This is a genomic window from Streptosporangium sp. NBC_01469, assembly GCF_036227305.1.
Lineage (GTDB): Bacteria > Actinomycetota > Actinomycetes > Streptosporangiales > Streptosporangiaceae > Streptosporangium.
Genome location: NZ_CP109465.1, coordinates 5,497,945 through 5,522,199, shown reverse-complemented (window position 1 = coordinate 5,522,199; position 24,255 = coordinate 5,497,945). Strand labels below are relative to the sequence as shown.

At 69.6% G+C, this 24,255-nt stretch carries 22 protein-coding genes; 6 read left to right on the top strand and 16 right to left on the bottom strand.

Annotated elements, in window-relative coordinates; all coding sequences use genetic code 11:
* Window positions 1-2: 2 nt before the first annotated feature.
* Window positions 3-1,616, top strand: coding sequence for an amidohydrolase (locus OG587_RS24210; protein WP_329079053.1), 1,614 nt, complete (start codon window positions 3-5; stop codon window positions 1,614-1,616).
* A gap of 108 nt (window positions 1,617-1,724) precedes the next feature.
* On the opposite strand, the gene OG587_RS24205 is transcribed toward OG587_RS24210, so the two are convergent.
* Window positions 1,725-2,867: an AAA family ATPase gene (locus OG587_RS24205; RefSeq protein ID WP_443075215.1), complete on the bottom strand. Its 1,143-nt coding sequence runs from the start codon at window positions 2,865-2,867 to the stop codon at window positions 1,725-1,727.
* A gap of 221 nt (window positions 2,868-3,088) precedes the next feature.
* Complete coding sequence (locus OG587_RS24200) at window positions 3,089-4,465, bottom strand: helix-turn-helix domain-containing protein (RefSeq protein WP_329079049.1); 1,377 nt, start codon at window positions 4,463-4,465, stop codon at window positions 3,089-3,091.
* 237 nt (window positions 4,466-4,702) lie between these two features.
* On the opposite strand from OG587_RS24200, the gene OG587_RS24195 reads away from it, so the two are divergent.
* Together OG587_RS24195 and OG587_RS24190 are read left to right on the top strand one after the other, a co-directional pair.
* Window positions 4,703-5,299, top strand: a complete 597-nt coding sequence (locus OG587_RS24195; RefSeq protein WP_329079047.1) for an ATP-binding protein — start codon at window positions 4,703-4,705, stop codon at window positions 5,297-5,299.
* Window positions 5,300-5,444: 145 nt separating this feature from the next.
* On the top strand, window positions 5,445-6,260 hold the full coding sequence (locus tag OG587_RS24190; protein WP_329079046.1) for an MBL fold metallo-hydrolase: 816 nt from the start codon (window positions 5,445-5,447) through the stop codon (window positions 6,258-6,260).
* 172 nt (window positions 6,261-6,432) lie between these two features.
* Here the strand turns inward: OG587_RS24190 and OG587_RS24185 are convergent, their stop codons facing one another.
* Complete coding sequence (locus tag OG587_RS24185; protein ID WP_329079045.1) at window positions 6,433-7,692, bottom strand: serine hydrolase domain-containing protein; 1,260 nt, start codon at window positions 7,690-7,692, stop codon at window positions 6,433-6,435.
* Between the two features lie 311 nt (window positions 7,693-8,003).
* On the opposite strand from OG587_RS24185, the gene OG587_RS24180 reads away from it, so the two are divergent.
* Window positions 8,004-8,678 carry an alpha/beta fold hydrolase gene (locus OG587_RS24180; RefSeq protein WP_329093994.1) on the top strand — a complete coding sequence of 225 codons (675 nt, stop codon included), beginning with the start codon at window positions 8,004-8,006 and terminating at the stop codon, window positions 8,676-8,678.
* 161 nt (window positions 8,679-8,839) lie between these two features.
* Here OG587_RS24180 and OG587_RS24175 read toward each other — a convergent pair whose 3' ends face one another.
* Entirely contained in the window at window positions 8,840-9,082 is a 243-nt protein-coding gene (locus OG587_RS24175; protein WP_329079044.1) for a DUF6343 family protein, read from the bottom strand.
* Window positions 9,083-9,386: 304 nt separating this feature from the next.
* Here OG587_RS24175 and OG587_RS24170 point away from each other — a divergent pair, with 304 nt between their 5' ends.
* Entirely contained in the window at window positions 9,387-9,902 is a 516-nt protein-coding gene (locus tag OG587_RS24170; RefSeq protein WP_329079042.1) for an SPW repeat protein, read from the top strand.
* Between the two features lie 272 nt (window positions 9,903-10,174).
* Here OG587_RS24170 and OG587_RS24165 read toward each other — a convergent pair whose 3' ends face one another.
* The 5 genes from OG587_RS24165 to gap form a co-directional block, all read right to left on the bottom strand.
* On the bottom strand, window positions 10,175-10,522 hold the full coding sequence (locus OG587_RS24165) for an RNA polymerase-binding protein RbpA (protein WP_012892502.1): 348 nt from the start codon (window positions 10,520-10,522) through the stop codon (window positions 10,175-10,177).
* Between the two features lie 77 nt (window positions 10,523-10,599).
* A complete protein-coding gene (gene secG, locus OG587_RS24160; protein ID WP_030905020.1) occupies window positions 10,600-10,830 on the bottom strand; it encodes a preprotein translocase subunit SecG in 231 nt (76 codons plus the stop codon).
* 132 nt (window positions 10,831-10,962) lie between these two features.
* A complete protein-coding gene (tpiA, locus tag OG587_RS24155; RefSeq protein ID WP_329079031.1) occupies window positions 10,963-11,748 on the bottom strand; it encodes a triose-phosphate isomerase in 786 nt (261 codons plus the stop codon).
* 81 nt (window positions 11,749-11,829) lie between these two features.
* On the bottom strand, window positions 11,830-13,017 hold the full coding sequence (locus tag OG587_RS24150; RefSeq protein WP_329079029.1) for a phosphoglycerate kinase: 1,188 nt from the start codon (window positions 13,015-13,017) through the stop codon (window positions 11,830-11,832).
* On the bottom strand, window positions 13,017-14,021 hold the full coding sequence (gene gap / locus OG587_RS24145; RefSeq protein ID WP_329079027.1) for a type I glyceraldehyde-3-phosphate dehydrogenase: 1,005 nt from the start codon (window positions 14,019-14,021) through the stop codon (window positions 13,017-13,019). Before gap ends, OG587_RS24150 begins: the two co-directional genes overlap by 1 nt.
* A gap of 215 nt (window positions 14,022-14,236) precedes the next feature.
* Here gap and OG587_RS24140 point away from each other — a divergent pair, with 215 nt between their 5' ends.
* Window positions 14,237-14,752, top strand: coding sequence for a hypothetical protein (locus OG587_RS24140; protein WP_329079025.1), 516 nt, complete (start codon window positions 14,237-14,239; stop codon window positions 14,750-14,752).
* 38 nt (window positions 14,753-14,790) lie between these two features.
* Here the strand turns inward: OG587_RS24140 and whiA are convergent, their stop codons facing one another.
* The 7 genes from whiA to uvrA all read right to left on the bottom strand — a co-directional run bounded on the left by whiA (window position 14,791) and on the right by uvrA (window position 24,034).
* Window positions 14,791-15,771, bottom strand: a complete 981-nt coding sequence (gene whiA / locus OG587_RS24135; protein WP_329079024.1) for a DNA-binding protein WhiA — start codon at window positions 15,769-15,771, stop codon at window positions 14,791-14,793.
* A gap of 93 nt (window positions 15,772-15,864) precedes the next feature.
* The gene (locus OG587_RS24130; protein WP_329093993.1) at window positions 15,865-16,782 is read right to left on the bottom strand and encodes a gluconeogenesis factor YvcK family protein; all 918 of its coding nucleotides are present in this window, start codon (window positions 16,780-16,782) and stop codon (window positions 15,865-15,867) included.
* A gap of 14 nt (window positions 16,783-16,796) precedes the next feature.
* Window positions 16,797-17,669, bottom strand: coding sequence for an RNase adapter RapZ (gene rapZ, locus OG587_RS24125; protein ID WP_329079022.1), 873 nt, complete (start codon window positions 17,667-17,669; stop codon window positions 16,797-16,799).
* A complete protein-coding gene (gene uvrC / locus OG587_RS24120; protein WP_329093992.1) occupies window positions 17,666-19,609 on the bottom strand; it encodes an excinuclease ABC subunit UvrC in 1,944 nt (647 codons plus the stop codon). The genes rapZ and uvrC overlap by 4 nt, the downstream gene beginning before the upstream one ends.
* Before the next feature lie 366 nt (window positions 19,610-19,975).
* Entirely contained in the window at window positions 19,976-20,449 is a 474-nt protein-coding gene (locus OG587_RS24115) for a Rieske (2Fe-2S) protein (protein WP_329079020.1), read from the bottom strand.
* 230 nt (window positions 20,450-20,679) lie between these two features.
* Window positions 20,680-21,105 (bottom strand): Rieske (2Fe-2S) protein, encoded by a 426-nt coding sequence (locus OG587_RS24110; protein WP_329079018.1) that lies wholly within the window; start codon window positions 21,103-21,105, stop codon window positions 20,680-20,682.
* A gap of 88 nt (window positions 21,106-21,193) precedes the next feature.
* A complete protein-coding gene (gene uvrA / locus OG587_RS24105) occupies window positions 21,194-24,034 on the bottom strand; it encodes an excinuclease ABC subunit UvrA (RefSeq protein WP_329079016.1) in 2,841 nt (946 codons plus the stop codon).
* Window positions 24,035-24,255 lie beyond the last annotated feature (221 nt).

The window sequence follows — 24,255 nt, the reverse complement described above, 5'->3', positions numbered from 1 at the left end:
GAGTGAACGACATCCTCTTCCGCGGCGGCAGGGTCTTCCTCGCCGCCGACGCCTTCGCCGAGGCGGTGCTGGTCCGTGACGGCCGCGTCGCCGCCGTGGGCGCGGAGTCCGACGTCGTACGGCTGGCCGCCCCCGGCCACGAGACCGTCGACCTGGGCGGCGGGCTGCTGACGCCCGGGTTCACCGACGCGCACATCCACCCGATCCTGGCGGGCCTGGAGCGGGCCAGGTGCGACCTGTCCGAGGTCTACGGCCTGCCGGAGTATCTGGAGCGGATCACCGCCTACGCCACCTCCCATCCCGGCCACGAGTGGATCGACGGCGGCGGCTGGGACATGGCGGCCTTCCCCGGCGGCCTGCCGCACCGCTCCCAGCTCGACGTCGTCGACCGCCCGGTCTACCTGATTCAGCGCGACCACCACGCCGCCTGGGTGAACAGCCGGGCCCTGGAGCTGGCCGGGATCACCCGCGACACCCCCGACCCCGCCGACGGCAGGATCGAGCGCGACGCCGACGGCACTCCGAGCGGCGTGCTGCACGAGGGCGCGATGGACCTGGTCGGCCTGCTCACCCCCCGCCCCACGCCCGGTGACCTGCACGACGCGCTGATGGAGGCCCAGAAGCACCTGTTCTCCCTCGGCGTCACCGGCTGGCAGGACGCCATCGTCGGCTCCTACGCGGGCTCCGACGACCAGCTGCCCACGTACGTCTCGGCGGCGGCCTCCGGCGCGCTGCGGGCCCGCGTGGTGGGCGCGCTGTGGTGGGACCGGGCGCGCGGCGCCGAGCAGATCCCCGAACTGCTGGAGCGGCGCCGCTCCGCCGAGGGCCTGGAGCGGTTCCGCGCCACCTCGGTGAAGATCATGCAGGACGGCATCGCCGAGAACTTCACCGCCGCGGTGATCGAGCCCTACTGCCGCTGCGGCGGCACCGGCCTGTCGTACGTGGACCCCTCGCTGCTGAGAGAGTACGTCGCCGAGCTGGACCGGCACGGCTTCCAGGTGCACTTCCACGCCATCGGCGAGCGGGCCGTCCGCGAGACGCTGAACAGTCTCGAGGGGACCGACCCGGCCAACCGGCACCACATCGCACACCTGCAGATCATCGAGCCGTCCGACGTGCCGCGCTTCGCCAAACTCGGCGTGACCGCCAACCTGCAGCCGCTCTGGGCCACCCACCACGCCCAGATGGACGAGCTGACCCTCCCCTTCCTGGGCGAGGAGCGCTCCGCCTGGCAGTACCCGTTCGCCGACCTGCTGCGCCACGGCACCCTGTTCTGCGCGGGCAGCGACTGGCCGGTCTCCGACGCCGACCCGATCCAGGGCATGCACGTGGCCGTCAACCGCACCGAACCCGGCGGCTCGGTGCACGCGGGCTACCCGACGGCGCAGACCCCGTTCCTGCCCGGCCAGAGCCTCACCCTGGCCACCGCGCTGACCGCCTACACCGCGGGCTCGGCCCGGATCAACCGCGACGACGACGCCGGAACCATCGTCCCCGGCAACCGCGCCGACCTCGTCGTCCTGGACCGCGACCCGTTCACCGAACCCGCCGCCGACATCTGGCGCACCAGGGTCGCCATGACCTTCGTCGACGGCCAGGAGGTCTACCACCGCTGACCCCACCCGACGGAGAAACGCATTGGACGGGCCAAGGCGCTAGCTGTGCCTCGCTTCGGGCGCCCCCGGATCGTTCATAGACCCTCTCGTACCAGGCGTTCGATGTCGCTAGGCCGCCTCAGATCCGGCTCGGAGCTGGTTGCCGCGCATCAGCTCCCCGATGGTGGCCCGCCGGTCGTCGACGAGGCGGCGGCTCACGTCGTCGATCTCACCGATCGTCGTGAGCCCATCCGTCATGGTCACGACGCGTACGGACGCCGGATCGAAGTCGTCGCGATCGAGCAGGTCCGCGCTCTGCGTGGTGACCACCACCTGGACGTGCTCGCTCGCCTCGCTCAACGCGTCGAACAGCACCCCCGCGGCCGCCGGATGCAACGACGTCTCCGGTTCCTCGATTCCCAGCAGGGTCGCCTCGCCTTCGAGGACGGCGGGCTGGAACAGCGCGGCCAGCAGCCCCGCCGCGCGCAACGTCCCCTCGGACATGGCCTCGGGACCGAACAGCAGCTCTCGATCCGCATGACGGGTAAGGAGCTCAACGGTGGAATAGGTGTCCAGAAGCCGCTGATCGACCCCCACGGCCCCGGGAACGATGGCGCCCATGTAGTCGTCGATCCGTGCCTTGAAGGCCGGATACCGCTGCGCGAGGGACCCGAGCACCGATCCCAGCCGCCTTCCGGCGTCATCCAGCGTGGTCCCGGCGGATCTGGACTGAACCTGCCGCATCAGGCCCACGTCCAGGTGGTAGAAGAGCATGTTCCGCAAGCTGCGGTAGACCTCACGGAAAATGCCCTGGGTGGCGGCCAGCGGCAGATAGAGCCGGTCCGGCTCGATACCGTCGTCACCTCGCTGGTTGAAAAAACCATGGGTCATAACAAAGCTGACTTCTTTGAAACTCGACCGCGACTGAGTCCCACGGACGAAGCACTGCTCTCCGAGCACGAGAAGTGGACGGCGACCGGCGGGGTCCCGGCCGATGGTGAAGCCGTACGTGACCGACAACGGCTCTTCGTCCGGCTGGATCACGAACTCCAGCGAGACGCCGAACGACCTCGTGTCCGTCTGGACCCGTCGGCCCACCTCATCCAGGCCACCACGCTTCATCAGGGCGTCGGCGGGTGTCGTCTCCAGCGCGTCCGCCACGAACCTGAGCACGTCGAGGAAATTACTCTTCCCCGCCGCATTGGGGCCGAGCAGGACCAGGAGGGGCGTGAAGGTGACATCGCACGACGCGATGCTTTTGTAGTTCTCCACCTTCACACGTCGCAGAAACGGTACGGCCTGCCCCATCACACCCCCGCCATGTCGAGCTGTCCTGTGGCGGCGGCCGTGACCGGCGCCTACCCGCGTTCCGCCAGGAAACCGGCGCCACCACGATAGCGGTTCGACCGGTCCGGAGATCGGAACGGCGGCCCGGTCCCAGGCACCCCCCGGACCTCCGGGTGGCGATGCGCGCGGGATCAGGGAACGCCTCCTCAGGAGACAAGCTCACTGTCCAGGTAGGCGCGGAACTCCCTGACCTGGACGGTCGTCCCGTACGGCTCAAGGCGGTCGGAGAACTTCCTGATGCTCTCCACCAGCCGGGGCGAGGTCAGCGATCTGGCCGCCGGGATCGCGGCCCGTGCCGAGTCGACGGCCTTTTCCACCTCCCCCATGCCCAGGTACGCCTTGGCCGCGCTCACCCGGCTGAGCTGGGCCGAGCGGTTGCGGCGCTGGTCGTACTCGCGCAACACCGCCTCAGCACAGTCGGCGCCTCGCCGGTGCTCGCCGATGAGGGACCAGCAGATGCCCGCCTCCGCGACGGGCTCTGTCGGCTCGAACCAGGCGGTCCACGCGGGATCACGGTCGGTGGTGCCACCGGCGTAGACCCGCTCGACCTCCCCGAGCAGCTGCTCGACCCGTTTGGCGGCATGGCCGTCACCGGTGTCGCTCATACTCACCTGTAGGGCCGTCGCCCAGGCCTCCCTGCTCAGCAACTCGGCCAGGACGCGTGGCGGGGCCTGACCTCGGTGAGCCGCCTCCACGGCGGCTCGCGCCAGCCGCACCGCCCAGGCGGGCTGCTCCAGGTAAATCGCCTGAATCGTCATGGTCGTCAAGACCCAGGCACCCGTCAGTGCGTCGTCACCGGCCTTCGCCAGCGTGAGCGCCTGACCGAAGTAGTGCTGGGCCTGTCCGTGGCGCCCCAGGTCAAAGGCGGTCCATCCCGCCTGAAGAGTCATCCCCGCCGCTGCCGTCATCAGTGCGGCCCCGACCTTGTCGTCATAGCGGCCACGCAGCATCGGAGCCACCGTACTGTGCAGGTAGTCCACGACCGCCGGACGTATCATCCCCGCCCCGAAACGGTGATCCATCTCCCCGAACGCCTGCCGCGCCTCGACGATCCGCCGCACGTCCGACAGCCCCACCGCCGCCCCGGAGCCCTGGTACGCCGCCGAGGTGTTCGGGGCGCCGTAACTCCACTCCGACAGCCATCCGCCCAGTGCCGCCGGGACGAACGGCAGCGCGGCCAGCACGTGTCGTCGTTCCGGATCCACGTCGCACCTCCACAGTCGTCCGGCCGCCTCGACGGTAGCCCCGAGTGACAGGTCGCTGAAGTCCGGCACCAGCCAGGCTTCCGTATCGACCGGGGCGGTGCCCTCGATCCACCGTTCGACCTCGACCGGGTCCACCCCGAACACCTCGGCCATCCGCGCCCGGTAGATCGGCCGGATCTCCTGGCGTCCCCGCTCCCACCGGCTCCACGTCGTCGCCGACACCCACAGCGCCGCCGCGATCGCGTCCTGGCTCATGCCCATTCGCCGACGAGCCCGCACCAGTTCCGGACGTCCCTCACCACCCACGGCAACCTCCATCACCCGGAGCGACGAATCATCAACCCATTGTCGACGAACGCGGCTCGCGCGGCTCGCCCGCCGACGGAAACGACCAGGAAACGACCAGCCGACAGAATGATCCTCGCGGGGTGCGGCGGCGACGCCCCGCTCCCGCACCCCGCGCGGGGCACCGCAATGCCCGCACCCGAACCTGGCCGCCGCCCGTCCCGTGGCGTTTCCTGCTGGAACAGTCACCGACAGCGACGGAGCAAGCACATGCGGCCAACCTTCCGCGACCCGGCGGACCCACCGGGCCTCCCCCATGAGGGGATCACCGTCACCAGCGTGGGAGCCCCGGAGGAGGCCCTCGGCGAGGTCGGCATGTTGGTGGCCGTCCTGCGTCCGGGCTCGGCCTCCCGCCGGGCCCGCGCCGTCGTGCGCGAGGTGCTGCTGGCCGAGGGCCTGCCCGGCGACGACATCGCCGACACCGAGGCGGTCGCGGCCGAGCTCGCCGCCAACTGCGAGCGGCACGCCCGTCCGCCGTACGAGATCCGCGTCTTCAGCCTGGCGGGCGTCCCCACGTGGTGCGAGCTCGTCGACGGGGATCCCGACCTGGGCTGGATTCCCGCGCTCCTCGACCACTCCCGCCCGCATGCCACGCCGGACCCGCTCGCCGAGAACGGCCGTGGCCTGACGCTGGTCCGGGAGCTCTCCCGGGGACACTGCCGCGCCTACCCCACGACGACCTTCACCGCCGACGCACCGGCCAAGGCCGTCGCCTTCGCCCTCCCCACCCGCTGGGGCACCCGCCTGACCTGCCCGCCGCTGCTACACCTGGGCCGCCGCTCGGCCCGTCTCCTCCAGGAGCCGTGACCACCCAGATCTACCCGCGCCGGCCAAGCGGCGTCCGGAACCGTACGGGAAGCCGGTCGAGGCAGATGTGACGGCCGTTCTCGGAGAAACGCCGGGGCCCACAGTGATCTTAGGGTGGGAAACGAACGCGACCTGAGGAGATTCCGTGAACGATCTGCCCATCTGTGTCACCTGCGGGGTCCAGTACGCCGAACCTCGGGAGAACTGCCCGATCTGCGAGGACGAGCGGCAGTACGTCGGCTGGGAGGGGCAGCGCTGGACCTCCCTGAACAAGCTGCGCGCGACCGGGCACCGGCCGCTGATCGCCGAGGAGGGCACCGGGGTGGTCGGGGTCGGCAGCGACCCCGCCACCGCCATCGGCCAGCGGGCGCTACTGGTCCGCACCCCCGGCGGCAACGTGCTGTGGGACATGGTCACCCACCTCGACGACGAGCTGGTCAAGCAGGTCACCGAGCTCGGCGGGATCGACGCCATCGCGATCAGCCACCCGCACTTCTACGGCTCGATGGTGGAGTGGGCGCACGCCTTCGACGCGCCGATCCACATCCACGCGGCCGACCGCGACTGGGTGGGCCGCCCCGACGACTCCGTCGTGTTCTGGGAGGGCGACACCCACGAGATCCGCGAGGGGCTGACACTGATCAACGCGGGCGTCCACTTCGACGGCGGCCAGGTCATGCACTGGCGCGACGGCGAGGAGGGCCGGGGCGCCCTGTTCTCCGGCGACATCCTCCAGGTGGTCCAGGACCGCCGCTGGGTCAGCTTCATGTACAGCTACCCCAACCTCATCCCCGAGCGCCCCGGCACGATCCGCCGCGCCCTGTCGCTGCTGGAGCCGTACTCCTTCGAACGCGTCTACGGCGGCTGGTGGAAGCGGATCGTGCACACCGACGGCGCCGGGGCCGTCCGCCGATCCGCCGACCGCTACCTGTCCCACACCCTGGACGATCAATCGGGGTGAGACGGGCTCCCCGCGACGAGATGGACTCCCGTCGCCGAAACGGGCTCCTCACCGATGAGGCACCGGAGCGGAGCCCCGGGCAAAGCGCCGGAGCGGAACCCCGGGTGGGAGACCGGAAAAGGGATCCCGGCCTCTCACCCGGGGAGCTCCGGGAGAACCTCGAAGTCCAGGCTCAGAAGTACTTCGAGGTGAGGTCGGCCGTCGGCCACGAGGTCACCGCGCGGGCCGTCTGGCTGAGGAGCGGGTCGATCACCCCGAAGTCGGGCGTGCCCTCCTCCTCTCGGCGGTTGAACGTGGCGCAGTAGGAGATCCCGCCGCTCAGCCGGGCCAGGTAGGTGAACGTGCCGGGCATCGAGCCCGAGTGCCAGGTGTTGATGCTGCTGCCCGAGGTCCGGACCCACCAGCCACCGCCGTACCAGGAACCGCCGGAGTTGACGCCGATCTCCGGCTTCGCGAACATCTTGGCGATCGAGGCGGCGTTCAGCACCGGACCGGCGGCGTCGAAGACCATGGCGAACTTCACCATGTCGACCGCCGAGGCGATCCAGCCGCCGTTGGCGTCCTGGTTGGGCATGTTGAAACCGCCGTAGGGGTACGGCACGACGGTGCCGGAGTCGTCCACGACGGACTTGTTGGTGTACTTCGAGACGTAGTTCACCTCGCTCGTGGGCGACCCCAGCCGCAGGCTGCGGCCGAGCCTCATCCGGGTGACCCCGGCGGGCGCGAGGAGCCTCTGCTTGACGTACGACTCGTAGTCCGTGCCGGAGACCTTCTCGATGATCCGCCCCAGCAGCGCGTAGCCGTAGTTGCTGTAGACCATCTTGGAGCCGGGCTCGAAATCGAGGGGGCGGGCTGTGGAGTAGCGGATGATGTCCGCGTGGCTGATCGGCAGCGGCACGTCGAGCGCGGCGGAGATCGTGTGGTCCAGCCAGAGCCGGTCCTTGGAGACGGCGGCGTCCCAGCCGCCCAGGTGCTGCATGAGTCTCAGCACGGTCACCTTGGCCAGCCTGGGGTCGGCCGCCGCCGAGAGCCCGAGCAGCGTGGTGACCGGGGCCGAGAGACTGAGCTTGCCGTCCTGGACCAGCCGCATGATCGCGGCCGACGTGATGTGCTTGCTCAGGCTGGCGACGCGGAACAGCGAGGTCGGCTGCACGCGCGCCAGGACCGGCTGGCCCTCGACGGTGCGCACCGAGTACGTCCCGTACCCCCGCGCCAGCAGGATCTTGCCGTTGCGCGCGACCGCGAGCTGCGCGCAGCCGATCTCGCGCTCCGTGATGTACTTCTTCATCACGTCGTCGAAGCGCTTCAGCGCCGCCGGGACGACCCCGCTGACGAGCGGCTCGGCCGCCCGAGCGGGCTCGGTACCCAGGGCGAAGGCGGGCACGGCCCCGGCGCCCACCTGGAGGAGCCGGCGGCGTGTGAGCCCGGTCATGCTTGTCGTCACTGGTGACCCCCGTGTCACGTGCGTATCAGGAAAACCCATATATTACGGATCTTCCTGACTGCACACGTCCCGGCGTACCGTTCGTTATCGCGTCGCCGCAGAACCGCATGGGGCGATCCGGGGAACCGTCGCGGCACGCGGAACATTGTCGGTGGGCAAAGCTACGGTCAGGGCATGGCACAGGTGATATCGCGTGACGGCACACCGATCGTCCATGACCGGGCCGGCCGCGGTCCGGCCGTCATCCTGGTGGGTGGCGGCCCGGACGACGGCTCGGAGAACGCCCCCTCGTCCCGGAGCTGGCGGAGGATTTCACGGTCGTCAACTACAGCCGCCGCGGTCGGGGGGAAAGTGGCGACACGCGGCCGTACGCGCTGGAACGCGAGATCGAGGATCTCGGGGCGTTGATCGCCGCGGCCGGCGGTTCCGCGCACCTGTTCGGCGCCTCCTCCGGCGGCGCCCTCGCGCTGGAAGCCGCGGCGGCGGGGCTGCCGATCGGCAGGGTCGCGGTGTACGACGTGCCCTACAGCATCGGTGACGACGCCGTCCAGACGTGGCGCGACTACCGCACCCGGCTGCGGGCGGCGCTCGGCGACGGGCGGGTCGAGGAGGCGCTCTCGCTGTTCATGCGGCTGGCGGGTTCGTCGGACGACGACATCGCCGCGGCGAGCACCTCCCCGATGTGGCCGGCGCTGCGCGACCTCGCGCACACCCTCGCCTACGACGCCGCCTGCCTGGGAGACGGGCCCCCGCCCGTCACCCGGCTGGCGACGATCACCCAGCCGACGCTGGTGGCCACCGGCGCGGGCCTCGCCCCCCAGATGGCCGGGCTGCGGGTCGACTTCTTCGGCCAGGCCGCCGACGTGATCACCTCCCACGTCCCCGGCGCCGAGCGTCTGGTCATCGACGTGCACGAGCACGTGGTCGACCCGAAGATCCTCGCCCCCGTCCTCACCCGCTTCCTCCTGGCCTGAGCCTGGACTGAACCGGGGCCGAACCTGGGCCGAACCTGGGCTGAGCGCCCCTCCCCGGGAGCTCCGCGTCACACCCGCCCGTCCTCCCTCTCACGCCCCGGCCGTCTCCGGCCGCCGGATCCCCTGACGCGGCCGGACGCGATCCGTTCGAACTATTCGAACTATTCGAACAGGGTGTGTCGTTCACCACTCCGGCGCCTGCGGGCGATCCGGATCGTGAGCACCATGATGTCCACGACGGCGACGGCCGCCAGTACGGCCAGGCTCACGGCGAGCGCGGTGATCCCGGCCCACGCCGAGAGGATCGCCAGAGCCGCGCACACCACCAGACCGAAGATCGCCAGGAAAAGCCGCAGATTCAGCGCGCTCCTCGGATGATCATGCGTTCCTGTCTTCTCGTCCATAAGGTCACCTCCGGGCAACCTCGCTTTCCCCTCGGCTCTCCCTGTTCCCGCGAGGGGGTATGCCCCGTTTTGTACCCAAGGCGCGCGCCACCACCCCCATCGCGATCACACCGATCACCGCAGGTCACCACCCCTACGAGGGGTCACGGCGGGGGGTGGACGCGCCCGATCCCCGTGTCCCGAAGATTTCATTAGCTAGATTTGTACTACTTTGGGCTGTTTGGAGCTTATATCGGGTATGCAAGCATAAATTCGCTTTCACCGGAAATCGAATTTGCATGAAATCGGTAAGGGGGAATGGGTCATGACGAGACCTGCAAGCCTGGAACAACATCCCGATCTCATCGAAATGCGGGAAAGGTACGAACGAGCGGGCTCCAGCTCGATAGCCCAGGTCATCGACGGACTGGGCCTCCTGGCGGGCCTGTACCTGGCGATCTCTCCCTGGGTGGTCGGTTTCAACGGCCTGTCCAGGCTCTCCGTGAGCAACATCGTCACCGGCATCGCGGTCGCCGCCCTGGCCATCGCCCTCGCGTCCGCCTACGGCAGGACGTACGGGATCAGCTGGGTCGTGCCGGTCATCGGAATCTGGACCATAGTGTCGCCCTGGATCACCGGCTCGGCGACGAGGGGAAGCATCTGGAACAACGTCGTCACCGGTATCGTCATCCTCCTGCTCGGCCTGGGAGCCGTGGCGGTGGGCTCGAAGAGGATGCCCGGCATGTCTCCGAGGAGAGACGTCCCTCACCGGGGAGACACCTCCAACAGGTCGGACATGCCGAACATGCCCAACAGGCCGGACATACCCCACAGGCCCTAGGCCGGAGTGGCATCGCGCGGCGGCGAGGGATCGTCCCGCCGATGCCGCGGGCCGTACCGTCCTGGATCGAGCGCTTCGTCGTCCAGGACGGCGAACGCGGCCGGGAGCCGGCGGAGCCGGATCGCCACCGTGGAATCAGGGTCAGGACCCCTGCCCCCGCGACTCCCGATGAGTTCCGAGGCCGTGGCGCGCGAAAGGCCCCCGCGGGGGTCTCCCTCGGGGGCCTTTCAGGCGTGCGTGTCAGTCCTGCCGGACCGTACGCGAGAGCCCGGCTAGTAGATCGGGCGCGAGGAGGAGCGCAGCCGCTCCAGGGCCTCGGCCAGGATCTGCGCGCCGTCCTTGTCGCTGCGGCGTTCCTTCACATACGCGAGGTGCGTCTTGTAAGGCTCGTTGCGCGGCGGCGCGGGCGGGTTGGCCTCGTCCTGACCGGCGGGGAGGCCACACCGGGGGCAGTCCCAGAACTCGGGAACGGCCGCGTCGCTGGCGAAACTGGGGCGCGTCTCATGCATGTTCGCGCACCAGAAAGGCACCCGCACACGGGGGGCCGCCTCGCCGCGCTCCGCCTCCCCCATCGGGCCGGCACCGACACGGCTGCCACGGATCGCGTTGCCACTACCCACGGATGAACTCCTTGCTCGATGGCCCCGCCGCTTGGGGATGCGGGGACTGAACCACTGTCACGCCTGTCGAAGCCGGATCAGGGCCGCAGAAGCAGGCCCAGCGCGATGATGCAGACGAACCAGACGACACCGGTGATGACGGTGAGCCTGTCAAGGTTGCGCTCCACCACGGAGGAGCCTCCGAACGACGACGAGAAACCGCCACCGAACAGATCCGAGAGACCACCGCCCTTGCCCTTGTGGAGCAGGACGAGCAGCATCATCAGCAAGCTCGACAGGATGAGGGCGATGGAGATTCCGATTGTCACCGTTGACCTGTTCCCTATGTGCGCGTGACCCGCGTCCGGGCACGACCCTTGTGTACGCCGAAGGCGCGACGATTCAAACTTGCTCTAAGAGGGTATGACGTGCTGTCAAGTCGTACCCACCGAATGGCTCAGTCAGCTCGACAATTCGCCAAAACGGCAAACCTTGACGAACTCCCCGGGGTCGAGGCTCGCGCCACCGATCAGGGCACCGTCGACATCAGGCTGCGCCATGATGCCCGCGATGTTGTCAGACTTGACCGACCCACCGTAAAGGATACGGACACCGGCGGCCACTTCGGCGTCGTACAGCTCGGCGAGTCGCGCCCGGAGTGCCCCGCAGACCTCCTGCGCGTCGTCCGGGGTGGCCACCTCGCCGGTGCCGATCGCCCACACCGGCTCGTAGGCGAGCACGACGGACGCGACCTGCTCGGCGGTGACCTTGCGGAGCGCACCGTCGAGCTGCGCGACGCTGTGGGCCACCTGGCCGCCGGCCCGGCGCACCTCCAGGCCCTCCCCCACGCACAGGATGGGGGTGAGCGAGTGCCGGTAGGCCGCCTGCACCTTGGCGTTGACGACGTCGTCGTCCTCGCGGTGGTACTGGCGGCGCTCGGAGTGGCCCGCGAGGACGAAGGTGCAGCCGAGCTTGGCGAGCATGGCCCCGGAGATCTCACCGGTGTAGGCGCCGCCGTCGTGCTGCGACAGGTCCTGCGCACCGTAGACGATCCGCAGCTTGTCGCCGTCGACCAGGGTCTGCACGCTGCGCAGGTCGGTGAACGGCGGCAGCACGGCCACCTCGACCCGGTCGAAGTCCCTGTCGTTCAGCGCGAAGGCGAGCTTCTGGGTGTGCGCGATGGCCTCAAGGTGATTGAGGTTCATCTTCCAGTTGCCTGCCATGAGCGGCTTACGAGGTGTGCTCATCGTTCGCTCACCACTCCTTGTTCACTGCGCGGACGGCATCGGTCGTCGACCGGCCACTCCGCTCACCGCGTGGATTCACTTCTACCGCTCCAGCGCCACGAGTCCGGGGAGGGTCTTGCCCTCCAGGTATTCGAGGCTGGCCCCGCCACCGGTGGAGATGTGGGAGAACCCGTCCTCCGGCAGGCCGAGCCTGCGCACGGCGGCGGCCGAGTCTCCCCCGCCGACGACCGTGAAGGCCTCCGAGGCGATCAACGCCTCGGCGACCGCGCGAGTTCCGCCGGAGAAGGCCTCGAACTCGAAGACGCCCATCGGGCCGTTCCAGAACACGGTCCTGGCATCGGCCAGCTTGCCCGCGAACAGCTCGCGGGTGCGCGGGCCGATGTCGAGCCCCTCGCGGTCGGCCGGGATCGCGGTGGCGTCGACCACCTCGTACTCGGCGTCCTCGGCGAACTCCACGGCCGCCAGCACGTCGACCGGCAGGACGATCTCCACACCGCGCCTGCCCGCCTCGTCGAGGAAGCCGCGCACCTTGTCGAGCTGGTCCTCCTGGAGCAACGACCCGCCGACCTCGTAGCCCTGGGCCGCCAGGAAGGTGTAGGCCATGCCGCCGCCGATGAGGAGGCGGTCGACCTTGGTCAGCAGGTTGCCGATGACGCCGAGCTTGTCGGAGACCTTGGCACCGCCGAGCACCACGACGTACGGCCGCTCGGTCTCGTCGGTCAGCTTCCTGAGCACCTCGACCTCGGCCAGGACCAGCCGGCCCGCGGCGTGCGGCAGCAGGCCGGGCACGTCGTAGACGCTGGCGTGCTTGCGGTGCACCGCGCCGAAGCCGTCGCCCACGTAGACGTCGGCGAAGGCGGCGAGCTTCGTGGCGAAGGCGGCCCGCTCCTCGTCGTCCTTGGACTCCTCGCCCGGTTCGAAGCGCAGATTCTCCAGAAGGGCCACCTGGCCGTCCTGGAGGCCCTCCACGACGTCCTGGGCGGACTTGCCGACCACGTCAGTGGCGAAGGCGACATCGGCGCCCAGGAGCTCACCCAGCCGCTTCGCGACGGGGGCCAGGGAGTATTCCGGGTTCGGCTTGCCCTTGGGGCGTCCCAGGTGCGCGACGACGACCACGCGGGCACCCCTGCCCGCGAGCTCCTTGATCGTCGGCACCGAGGCGCGGATGCGGCCGTCGTCGGTGATGACGCCCCCCTCGAGGGGGACGTTGAGGTCGGCGCGCACCAGGACGCGCCGGCCGTCCACGTCGAACTCGGAGATGTCCTTCATCAGAGGTCGGCGCCGACCAGCTCGATGAGGTCGACGAGACGGTTGGAGTAACCCCACTCGTTGTCGTACCAGCCGACGACCTTGACCTGGTTGCCGATCACCTTGGTGAGGGGCGCGTCGAAGATGCAGGACGCCGGGTCGGTCACGATGTCGGAGGAGACGATCGGGTCCTCGTTGTAGGTGAGGTAACCCTTGAGCTCACCCTCGGCGGCGGCCTTGAGGGCGGCGTTGACCTCCTCGACGGTGGTCTCGCGGCCGACCTCGACGGTGAGGTCGGTGGCCGAGCCCGTGGGGATCGGCACGCGCAGCGCGAAGCCGTCGAGCTTGCCCTTGAGCTCGGGCAGCACCAGGCCGATGGCCTTGGCGGCGCCGGTCGAGGTCGGCACGATGTTGATCGCGGCGGCGCGGGCGCGGCGCAGGTCGCTGTGCGGGGCGTCCTGCAGGTTCTGGTCCTGCGTGTAGGCGTGGATCGTGGTCATCAGACCCTTCTCGATACCGAAGGTGTCGTTGAGGACCTTGGCCATCGGCGCCAGGCAGTTGGTGGTGCAGGAGGCGTTGGAGATGACCGTGTGGTTGGCCGGGTCGTACTTGTCGTGGTTGACGCCCATCACGACGGTGAAGTCCTCGTTCTTGGCCGGAGCCGAGATGATGACCTTCTTGGCGCCGTTCTCGGCGTGCACGCGGGCCTTGTTGGCGTCGGTGAAGAAGCCGGTCGACTCGACGACGACGTCCACCCCCAGGTCGCCCCAGGGCAGCTTGGCGGGGTCACGCTCGGCGAACGCCTTGATCGTCTTGCCGTCCACGATGATCTCGTCGGCGGTGCTCTTCACCTCGTACGGCAGGCGGCCGAGGATGCTGTCGTACTTCAGCAGGTGGGCGAGCGTGGCGTTGTCGGTCAGGTCGTTGACCGCGACGATCTCGATGTCCTTGCCGCTGGCAGCGACCGCGCGCCAGAAGTTGCGGCCGATGCGGCCAAATCCGTTGACGCCTACGCGGATGGTCACGGTGCCGATCTCCTCGTACGTCGGTGCGCCGGTCTCTCGGGATCGGCGACTTGGGGCGGGCTGAAACCTCAACCACGAACCTTATCGGACCCAAATTGGCCTAGACCACTTGAGGGGGCCTTCGTTATTCCCCAACCCACGAACAGGTATCGCACCATTCAAGTAAAGTGCCCGACTCGTCACTGTAAATACCCTCAACCCCACGAGGACCTGCCATGACAGACAACGATCCGCACCTGGCGAACGGTCTCCTGCCAGGCATTCTCACCGGTCTCCTCGCCACCGTGGCCGGCGCCGCGGGCTACGGCGCGCTCATCGCCTTCAGCGGGTACGAGATCGGCTTCGCCGCCATCGGCGTCGGTCTCCTCGTCGGCCTCGCCATGATCGCGGTCAGGCCGACCAGCCCGGTGCTGCCGCCGCTGGCCGCCTTCTTCTCCCTCGTCGGCGCCGCGCTCGGCCAGGTCGCCGGGGCCGTCGTCGTCTGGGTACGGCTGTCCGGCGAGGATTACGGCTCCGCCGTCGTCCGGGTCCTCAACGCCTTCCCCGACGCTCTCAGAAGCGACCCCATGTCGCTGCTGTTCTGGGTGGTGGCCGCCTACGCGGGCTTCAGCTTCGTGAACAGGCGCGTCAAGAGCGCCCGTGAAGCCCACGACACCCGTGCCGCCTCGTCCGTCCCGCAGCCGGACGAGGCCGCCGACGTGAACTACTTCAAGCCCAGAAAGCAGCCCTGAGCCGAGGGGCTTTCCGGCGGCACGCCCCGGAAGAGGACCTACGGGGCCAGCATGTCGACGGTGAGATTGGCCTCGGTGTTGGGAATGCCGATGTCCTGGGCCCGCTTGTCGGCCATGGCCAGCAGGCGGCGGATGCGACCTGCGATCGCGTCCTTGGTCAGGGGCGGGTCGGCGAGCTGGCCGAGCTCCTCCAGGGACGCCTGCTTGTGCTCCACCCGCAGGCGGCCGGCGATCACCAGATGCTCGGGGGCCTCCTCCCCGAGGATCTCCAGGGCCCGCTGGACCCTGGCCCCCGCGGCGACCGCGGCGCGGGCCGAACGGCGCAGGTTGGCGTCGTCGAAGTTGGCCAGCCGGTTGGCCGTCGCACGGACCTCGCGGCGCATCCGCCGCTCCTCCCAGGCCAGCACGCTGTCGTGGGCGCCCAGCCGGGTCAGCAGCGCGCCGATGGCGTCACCGTCACGGACCACCACCCGGTCGACGCCGCGCACCTCCCTGGCCTTGGCGTGGATCTTCAACCGCCGCGCGGAACCGACCAGTGCGAGCGCCGCCTCGGGCCCGGGACAGGTGACCTCGAGCGACATCGAACGGCCCGGCTCGGTCAGCGAGCCGTGCGCCAGGAACGCCCCCCGCCAGGCCGCCTCGGCGTCACAGGTCGCCCCCGCGACGACCTGGCGGGGCAGGCCGCGGACCGGGCGCCCGTGGTTGTCGATCAGACCGGTCTGGCGGGCGAGCGCCTCCCCGTCGCGGTAGACCCGCACGAGGTAGCGCGAACCCTTGCGCAATCCGGCCGGGGCCAGGACGAGCACCTCCGCCTTGTGCCCGAAGACCTCACCGATGTCCTTGATCAGCCGCCGGGCGGTGACGTTGGTGTCAAGCTCGGCCTCGATCACGATCCGGCCGCTCACCAGGTGCAACCCGCTCGCGAACCGCAGCAGCGTCGACACCTCGGCCTTACGGCAGCAAGGCTTCAGGACCGGAAGCCTGCTCAGCTCGTCCTTGACCACACCTGTCATCGCCATGCGCGTTCGTCCTCCCCCATACAGACCCCATGCGGCCCGAGATAAATCGGGCTCACAGAAGTTTCTCGCACTCCTGAGCACCGCTGACCAGGATCAACGCTTCTCACGGAAAATCTCGTCCAGGACGGAGGCAAGACGTTGTGCATCGTGTCGCGGGGAGCCGTCCTCGTCCGCCACGGAGGCGAGGACCAGCCTCCCGCCGAGATCGGCCGCGGCCTTCTCCAGCTCGTCGCGGTCGTCGATCACCCCGGTGTCGGCGACGACGACGTCGATCTCCAGGGAGGGCGCGTGCTGGCGCAGCACCTCCAGATGCTTCTGGGGGGAGAAGCCGTCGGTCTCCCCCGCCTGCGGGGCGAGGTTCAGCGCGACCAGGCGGCGGGCGCGGGTGGCGTGCAGCGCCTCGGCCAGCTCGGGCACCTTCAGGTGGGGCAGCACGCTGGTGAACCAGGAGCCGGGGCCGAACACCACCCAGTCGGCGTCGAGGACCGCCTGGACGGCCTCGGGGCACGCCGGCGGGTCCTCGGGCAGCAGCGAGATGGCCCGGACCCTGCCGGGGGTGAGCGCGCAGGCCACCTGACCGCGTACCGTGCTCACCTCGCCGTCCAGCTCGACCTCGGCGGCGATGTCGAGCGGCACCGAGGACATCGGCAGCACCCGCCCGTGCGCGCCGAGCAGCCGCCCGAGCCAGTCGAGCCCGGAGACCGTGTCGCCGAGCCGCTCCCACAGCGCCACGATCAGCAGGTTGCCGATCGCGTGGCCGTGCAGGTCGCCCTCGCTGCGGAAGCGGTGCTGGACGACCTCGCTCCAGGTCCGCCCCCACTCGTCGTCACCGCACAGCGCGGCCAGGGCCATCCTCAGGTCTCCGGGGGGAAGCACGCCGAGCTCGCGGCGGAGACGGCCGCTCGACCCTCCGTCGTCGGCGACGGTGACCACCGCCGTAAGCCGGGAGGTGACCCTCCGCAACGCCGACAGCGAGGCGTACAGCCCGTGTCCCCCACCCAGCGCGACGATCTTGAGACCCTCGTTCACTCCCGGCCCACATCCCGATGGCTCACCTGCACCTCCATGCCACCCCTATCGCGCAGCCGGCCACCGATCTGCTCGGCCATGGCGACGCTGCGATGCTTGCCGCCGGTGCAGCCGACGGCGAGCGTGGCGTAGCTCTTGCCTTCGCGGGTGTAGCCGGAGGCGATGATGGCGAACACCTCCTCGTAGGCGTCGAGGAGTTCCTTCGCACCCGCTTGGTTGAGAACGTACTCCCGTACGGGAGCGTCCAGTCCGTTCATGGGGCGAAGCTCGGGGACCCAGTGGGGGTTGGGCAGGAACCGGCAGTCGACGACCAGGTCCGCGTCGACGGGCAGGCCGTACTTGTAGCCGAAGGAGACGACGTTGACCCGCAGGCCGGGGCGGTCCTCGCCGCCGAAGAAGGCGACGATCTTCCCGCGGAGCTCATGGACGTTGAGGTTGGAGGTGTCGATCACCAGATCGGCGTTGGCCCTGACCTCGCGCAGGATGCCGCGCTCGCGGGCGATCCCGTCGACCAGGCGGCCGTCGCTCTGCAGCGGGTGCGGGCGGCGGACGTTCTCGAACCTGCGGACCAGCTCCTCGTCACTGGCCTCCAGGAACACCACGCGCACGGCGACTCCGCGCCCCTCCAGCTCCTCGATCGCGCTGTTGAGGTCGCTGGTGAAGGCCAGGCTGCGCACGTCGACCACCGCGGCCACCTTGTCGGCGGCCAGCTTGACCCGGCCCGCCTCCTCGGCCATGGCGAACAGCAACCCGGGCGGCAGGTTGTCGATGACGAACCACCCCAGGTCCTCCAGGGCCTTGGCGGCGGTGCTCCGCCCCGCCCCCGACATTCCGGTGACGAGGACGAACGCGGGCTCTCTTTCGCTCATGGGTTCTGCCCCTTCAAGGCCGACACGATCGTCTCGGCCGTCGAGGGGCCGATCCCGGGAACCTCGCAGATCTGCGCCGCGGTCGCCTCCCGCAGCCGTTTCACCGATCCGAAATGCTTGATCAACGCCTGCCTGCGGGCCGGGCCGAGACCGGGGACCTCGTCCAGAGCGCTTTCCTTGACGCTCTTCGACCGCTTGGATCGATGGTAGGTGATGGCGAAGCGGTGGGCCTCGTCACGCACCCGCTGAAGAAGGTAAAGGGCCTCGCTGGAGCGGGCGAGGATCACCGGCAGGTCCTCGCCGGGCAGCCAGACCTCCTCCAGCCGCTTGGCCAGCCCGCACACCGCCACGTCGTCCACACCGAGCTCGTCGAGCGCCCTGCGGGCCGCTGCGGCCTGCGCGGGACCGCCGTCGACGACCACCAGGTTGGGCGGGTAGGCGAACTTGCGCGGCCTGCCGGTCTCCGGATCGACGCCCGGCGTCCGCAGCCCTTCCTCCGCTTCTTCGGGATCGGCCCCGGTGGCCGCGTCGAGCTCCCCGGTGGCGGAGCGCTCCTCCAGGTAGCGCTTGAACCGGCGGGAGATCACCTCGTAAATGGAGGCGACGTCACCCTCGGTGGAGCGCACGGAGAACCTGCGGTATTCGCTCTTGCGGGCCAGGCCGTCCTCGAACACCACCATGGAGGCCACCACGTCGGTGCCCTGGATGTGGGAGACGTCGTAGCACTCGATGCGGAGCGGCACCTGGTCGAGGTCGAGGGCGTCGGCGACCTCCTGCAGCGCCCTGCTCCGCGCGGTCAGGTCGCTGGCCCGCCTCAGCTTGTGCTGCTTCAGGGACTCGACGGCGTTGCGCTCGACGGTCTCCATCAGCGACCTCTTGTCGCCGCGCTGGGGGACCCTGATCTCCACCCGCGCCCCGCGGTGCTCGCAGAGCAGCTCGGTGACCGCCTCGGCGTCGGGGGGCAGGACGGGCACCAGCACCTCCCTGGGCAGCGCCTCGGCGGCCGCGTCGCCGTACATCTGCAGGAGGAACTGCTCGACCAGCTCGCCCGGCGTGGCCTCCTCGACCTTGTCGACCACCCAGCCGCGCTGGCCCCTGATGCGCCCGCTCCGGACGTAGAACACCTGGACTGCGGCCTCCAGCGGATCCTCCGCCAGGGCGACCACGTCGCAGTCGGTGTTGTCGCCGAGGACCACGGCCTGCTTCTCCATCGCCCGCTGCAACGCCTGGATGTCGTCGCGCAGCCTGGCGGCCCGCTCGTACTCCTGCGCGACGGCGGCCTCGCGCATCTCGCGCTCCAGCCGCTTGATGAACCGGCCGGTGTTGCCCGCCATGAACTCGCAGAAGTCGTCGGCCAGCTCCCGGTGCTCCTCGGCGGTGACCCGGCCGACGCAGGGGGCGGAGCACTTGTCGATGTAGCCCAGCAGGCAGGGGCGGCCGATCTGCGCGGCCCGCCTGAACACCCCGCCCGAGCAGCTCCTGATCGGGAAGACCCGCAATAGCAGGTCGACGGTCTCCCTGATCGCCCAGGCGTGGGAGTAGGGGCCGAAGTAGCGGGTGCCCTTGCGCTTGGCGCCGCGCAGCACCTGGACCCTGGGGAACTCCTCCCCCATGGTGACCGCGAGGTAGGGGTATGACTTGTCGTCGCGGTATTTGACGTTGAACCGCGGGTCGTACTCCTTGATCCAGGAGTATTCGAGCTGGAGGGCCTCGACCTCGGTGCCGACGACCGTCCAGTCGACGTCCACGGCGGTCGTGAGCATGGTCTGGGTGCGCGGATGCAGGCCCGCGAAGTCGGCGAAGTAGGAGTTGAGCCGCTGACGCAGGCTTTTGGCCTTGCCGACATAGATGACCCGGCCGTCGGCGTCCTTGAACCGGTAGACGCCTGGGGACTCGGGGATGGACCCCGGCTTCGGCCGGAAACTCGCCGGACCACCCACAGATCTCGCCACACAGAAAGCCTATCGGCCCGGACCGACAGCTTTCCTTACAGATTTCCGCACGGCACGCGGCCGGGAGACGACGGGGCTCCGCATTTCACGTGGCCGGGCCTCCCCAGCAGCCCGGGACGGAACACGGCGGCCCGGCCTTCCCCCCGTCCGGGAGCCGGGACCGAGCACGGCGGCCCGGCCTTCACCCGTCCGGAAGCCAGGACCGAGCACAGCGGCCCTGCCCTCCTCACCGGCCCGGGGCCGGGACGGCCCCACCCGACGGCCGTGCCGCTCCGCCGGACGGCCCGGCGCCGTACGGCCGTCCCGCGGCCCCCCGCCGGAACGTTCCTCCCGGCGGTGGGCTCGCGGCCGGGCTCAGGCGAGGACGATGGAGTCGCCGTCCACCTTGATCGCCTTCTCCTCCAGCGGCTTGGTGGCCGGGCCGTTCGCCACGGAACCGTCAGTGATCTTGAACTTGCTGCCGTGACACGGGCAGTCGATGGTGCCGTCCGCGATCTTGTCGACGTCACACCCCTGGTGGGTGCAGACGGAGCTGAACGCCTTGAACTCGCCCGCGGCCGGCTGGACGATCACGATCTTCTCGTCCTTGAAGACCTTGCCGCCCCCCTCGGGGATGTCCGCGGTCTTGGCCAGGGCGTTCGCCCCGGAGCCGCCCGAATCGGCACCCGCGGTCGTCTCGGCCGCCTCCGGCGCCTGCGAGGCGGCGGTCGAGGACGTGTCCCCGCTGTCCGCCGCCGGCTCTCCGTAACCCGCACACGCGGTCAGCACCGCGGCCATCCCGGCCCCACCGGCGCTCAATATCACCGTACGACGCGTCGTCTCAGTCATGTATATCCTCCAGAATCATCATCTTCAGGTACGGCTGGCACCCCGATGACGGTTCAGCATGCCGTACAACACGTCAGGAGACTGTGAAGAATTACGCCCTCGACGCTCTTTCCGGGGCCATCCGGAGGATCCCCCCGGAAACCCTCGTCGCGGGCTTCGGACCCGGCGAACCGGCCCCGATGAGCCCGGCGAGTCCGTGCCTCCCCGGAGGAGGAGGGCGGCACGGACCGTCAGACCATGATGATCCCGTCGCCCTCGACCTTCAGGGTGTACTGGGCCAGCGGCGCCTCCGCCGGGCCCTTGAGGCACTTTCCCGAGTCGACGGCGAACTCGCTGCCGTGACAGGGACAGCGGATGACGCCGTCCCCGATCCTGCCGACCGCGCACCCCCGGTGCGGGCAGCTCGCCGTGAACGCCCGGAACACCCCCGAGGTCGGCTGGGTGATCACGATCTTCCACTTGCCGATCACCTTGCCGCCGCCCACCGGGATGTCGGCGGTCCGCGCGATGACCTTCCCCTTGATCCCCGGCGGTACGGCGGCCGCGGCGGACTCCCCGCCGCCGCACCCCGTCAGCGCCGCCCCGCACGCCACGGCCCCCGCGGCGGCGATCACCTGCCTGCGCGCGGGCATGGCAGAGGTCTCCTGCGTGCTCATCGCGGCCCTTCTCGCAATGTCATCCCCGTCGGAACCGGGCTCCCGCGTCAAGGGTATTGACGGGGGAACCCGGTCCGGAATCCGGCCCTCAGCTGCCGAGGATCTTGCGCAGGAAGCGGCCGGTGTGGCTCTCGTCGACCAGGGCGACCTCCTCGGGCGTGCCGACGGCGAGCACGCTGCCGCCCCGGGAGCCGCCCTCGGGGCCCATGTCGATCAGCCAGTCGGCGGTCTTGATCACGTCGAGGTTGTGCTCGATGACGATGACCGTGTTGCCCCCGTCGACGAGCTTGCCCAGGACGCCGAGCAGCCTGCGGATGTCCTCGAAGTGCAGGCCGGTGGTGGGCTCGTCGAGCACGTAGATCGTCCGTCCGGTGGAGCGGCGCTGCAGCTCGGAGGCGAGCTTGACGCGCTGCGCCTCACCGCCGGACAGGGTCGTGGCGGGCTGGCCGAGCCTGACGTACCCCAGGCCGACGTCGTTGAGCGTCTTGAGGTAGCGCTTGATGGCCGGGATGGAGTCGAAGAAGCCCAGGGCCTCCTCGATCGGCATGTCGAGCACCTCGGAGATCGTCTTGCCCTTGTAGTGGACCTCCAGGGTCTCCCGGTTGTAGCGCGCCCCGTGGCAGATCTCGCAGGGCACGTAGACGTCGGGCAGGAAGTTCATCTCGATCTTGAGGGTGCCGTCTCCCGAGCAGGCCTCGCACCGGCCCCCCTTGACGTTGAAGCTGAACCGCCCCTTCTGGTAGCCGCGGACCTTGGCCTCGGTGGTCTGCGCGAACAGGTCGCGGACCTTGTCGAAGACGCCGGTGTAGGTCGCCGGGTTGGACCGGGGCGTGCGGCCGATCGCCGACTGGTCGACGTGCACGACCTTGTCGACCAGGTCCATCCCGTTGACCCGCGCGTGGCGGCCGGGAACGGTGCGCGCGCCGTTCAGCTCCTTGGCCAGCGCGTTGTAGAGGATGTCGTTGACCAGGGTGGACTTGCCGGACCCCGAGACGCCGGTGACCGCGGTCAGCACCCCCAGGGGGAACTCCACGTCGACGCCCTTGAGGTTGTGCTCGCGGGCGCCCTTCACGGTGATCTGCCGCTTCTTGTCGCGCTTGCGGCGGACGGCGGGGATCGCGATCGTCTTGCGGCCGGACAGGTAGGCGCCGGTCATCGAGTCTTCCGAGGCCAGCAGGTCGGCCACGGTGCCGGAGACGACGACCTGGCCGCCGTGCTCCCCCGCCCCGGGGCCGATGTCGACCACCCAGTCGGCGGCGGCGATGGTGTCCTCGTCGTGCTCGACCACGATGAGCGTGTTGCCCATGTCGCGCAGCCTGATCAGGGTCTCCAGCAGCCGCTGGTTGTCACGCTGGTGCAGGCCGATGGAGGGCTCGTCCAGCACGTACAGCACCCCGACCAGGCCCGAGCCGATCTGGGTGGCGAGCCGGATGCGCTGCGCCTCGCCACCGGCGAGGGTGCCGGAGGCCCGGTCCATGGTCAGGTAGTCGAGGCCCACGTCGAGCAGGAAGCCCATCCGGGCGTTGATCTCCTTGACCACCCGCTCGGCGATCTGCATGTCGCGGTCGGACAGCTTCAGCCCGGCGAGGAACGTCGCGCAGTCGCCGATCGACATCGACGAGACGTCGGCGATCGAGCGGTCGTCGACCGTGACGGCGAGCGAGACCGGCTTGAGCCTCGCCCCCTCGCAGGCCGGGCACGGGATCTCCCGCATGTAGCCTTCGTACTTCTCGCGCATGCCGTCGCTGTCGGACTCGCCGTGGCGGCGCTGCACCCAGGGGATGACCCCCTCGAAGGTGGTGTAGTAGGAGCGCTCGCGGCCGTAGCGGTTGCTGTAGCGGACGTGGACCTGCTCGTCGTGGCCGTACAGCAGGGCCTTCTGCGCCTTCTTGGGGAGCCGCTCCCACGGGGTGTCGAGACCGAACCCCATGGTCAGGCCGAGCGCCTCGACCAGGCGTACGAAGTAGTCGCTGGTGTGGCCCCCGGCCCACGGGGAGAGCGCGCCCTCGCCCAGCGGCCTCTCGGGGTCGGGCACGATCAGGTCGGGGTCGACCTCCATGCGCACCCCCAGGCCCGTGCACTCGGGACAGGCCCCGAACGGCGAGTTGAACGAGAACGAGCGGGGCTCCAGCTCCTCGAACGACAGGTCGTCGTAGGGGCAGTAGAGGTGCTCCGAGTAGAAGCGCTCGCGGTTGGGGTCGTCCTCGGGCAGGTCGACGAACTCCAGGGTGATCGTCCCGCCCGACAGGCCCAGGGCGGTCTCCACGGAGCCGGTCAGGCGGCTGCTCGCGCCCTCCTTCACGGCCAGGCGGTCGACGATCACCTCGATGTCGTGCTTTTCCTGTTTCTTCAGCGTCGGCGGCTCGTCCAGCCTGACCACGGTGCCGTCGACGCGGGCGCGGGCGAAACCCTTGGCCTGGAGCTGGCTGAACAGCTCGGCGTACTCGCCCTTGCGGCCGCGGACCACCGGGGCGAGCACCTGGAAGCGGGTGCCCTCCTCCAGCTCCATGACCCGGTCGACGATCTGCTCGGGACTCTGCCTGGCGATCGCCCGCCCGCACTGCGGGCAGTGCGGCTTGCCGATGCGCGCCCAGAGCAGGCGCAGGTAGTCGTACACCTCGGTGATCGTGCCGACGGTGGACCGGGGGTTGCGGCTCGTCGACTTCTGGTCGATCGACACCGCGGGCGAGAGCCCCTCGATGAAGTCGACATCGGGCTTGTCCATCTGCCCGAGGAACTGCCGCGCGTACGCCGACAGCGATTCGACATAGCGCCGCTGGCCTTCGGCGAAGATCGTGTCGAAGGCCAGGCTTGACTTGCCCGAGCCGGACAGCCCGGTGAAGACGATCAGAGAGTCTCGCGGAAGGTCCAGCGAGACGTCCTTGAGGTTGTGTTCACGTGCACCACGCACGATGAGGCGGTCAGCCACAGCAGTCCCGACGTCGTTGGTAGAGGGTTGGAAGCAGTCGCGGGAAGACTAGCGAGGGGGGCCGACAATTTTCCGGTCCGGCGTCCGGAGTCGTTCTCCCGCCCCCTCCAGACTACGGACTTCCCTCAGATATGGCAGGTAGCCCACGATTTCAACGACGTGAACACCCCCCTTATGCCCCTCACCGCCCGCCGGGCGGAATGATGATGGTGACGAGGGCG

Bases quoted from the DNA above. Each gene is read 5' to 3' on its own strand.
- OG587_RS24170 (WP_329079042.1), top strand. From the start codon at position 9,387: ATGACGAGACCTGCAAGCCTGGAACAACATCCCGATCTCATCGAAATG.
- OG587_RS24195 (WP_329079047.1), top strand. From the start codon at position 4,703: ATGCGGCCAACCTTCCGCGACCCGGCGGACCCACCGGGCCTCCCCCAT.
- tpiA (WP_329079031.1), bottom strand. From the start codon at position 11,748: ATGAGCACACCTCGTAAGCCGCTCATGGCAGGCAACTGGAAGATGAAC.
- OG587_RS24150 (WP_329079029.1), bottom strand. From the start codon at position 13,017: ATGAAGGACATCTCCGAGTTCGACGTGGACGGCCGGCGCGTCCTGGTG.
- OG587_RS24115 (WP_329079020.1), bottom strand. From the start codon at position 20,449: ATGACTGAGACGACGCGTCGTACGGTGATATTGAGCGCCGGTGGGGCC.
- OG587_RS24200 (WP_329079049.1), bottom strand. From the start codon at position 4,465: ATGGAGGTTGCCGTGGGTGGTGAGGGACGTCCGGAACTGGTGCGGGCT.
- rapZ (WP_329079022.1), bottom strand. From the start codon at position 17,669: ATGAGCGAAAGAGAGCCCGCGTTCGTCCTCGTCACCGGAATGTCGGGG.
- OG587_RS24175 (WP_329079044.1), bottom strand. From the start codon at position 9,082: ATGGACGAGAAGACAGGAACGCATGATCATCCGAGGAGCGCGCTGAAT.
- OG587_RS24185 (WP_329079045.1), bottom strand. From the start codon at position 7,692: ATGACCGGGCTCACACGCCGCCGGCTCCTCCAGGTGGGCGCCGGGGCC.
- OG587_RS24110 (WP_329079018.1), bottom strand. From the start codon at position 21,105: ATGAGCACGCAGGAGACCTCTGCCATGCCCGCGCGCAGGCAGGTGATC.
- OG587_RS24140 (WP_329079025.1), top strand. From the start codon at position 14,237: ATGACAGACAACGATCCGCACCTGGCGAACGGTCTCCTGCCAGGCATT.
- whiA (WP_329079024.1), bottom strand. From the start codon at position 15,771: ATGGCGATGACAGGTGTGGTCAAGGACGAGCTGAGCAGGCTTCCGGTC.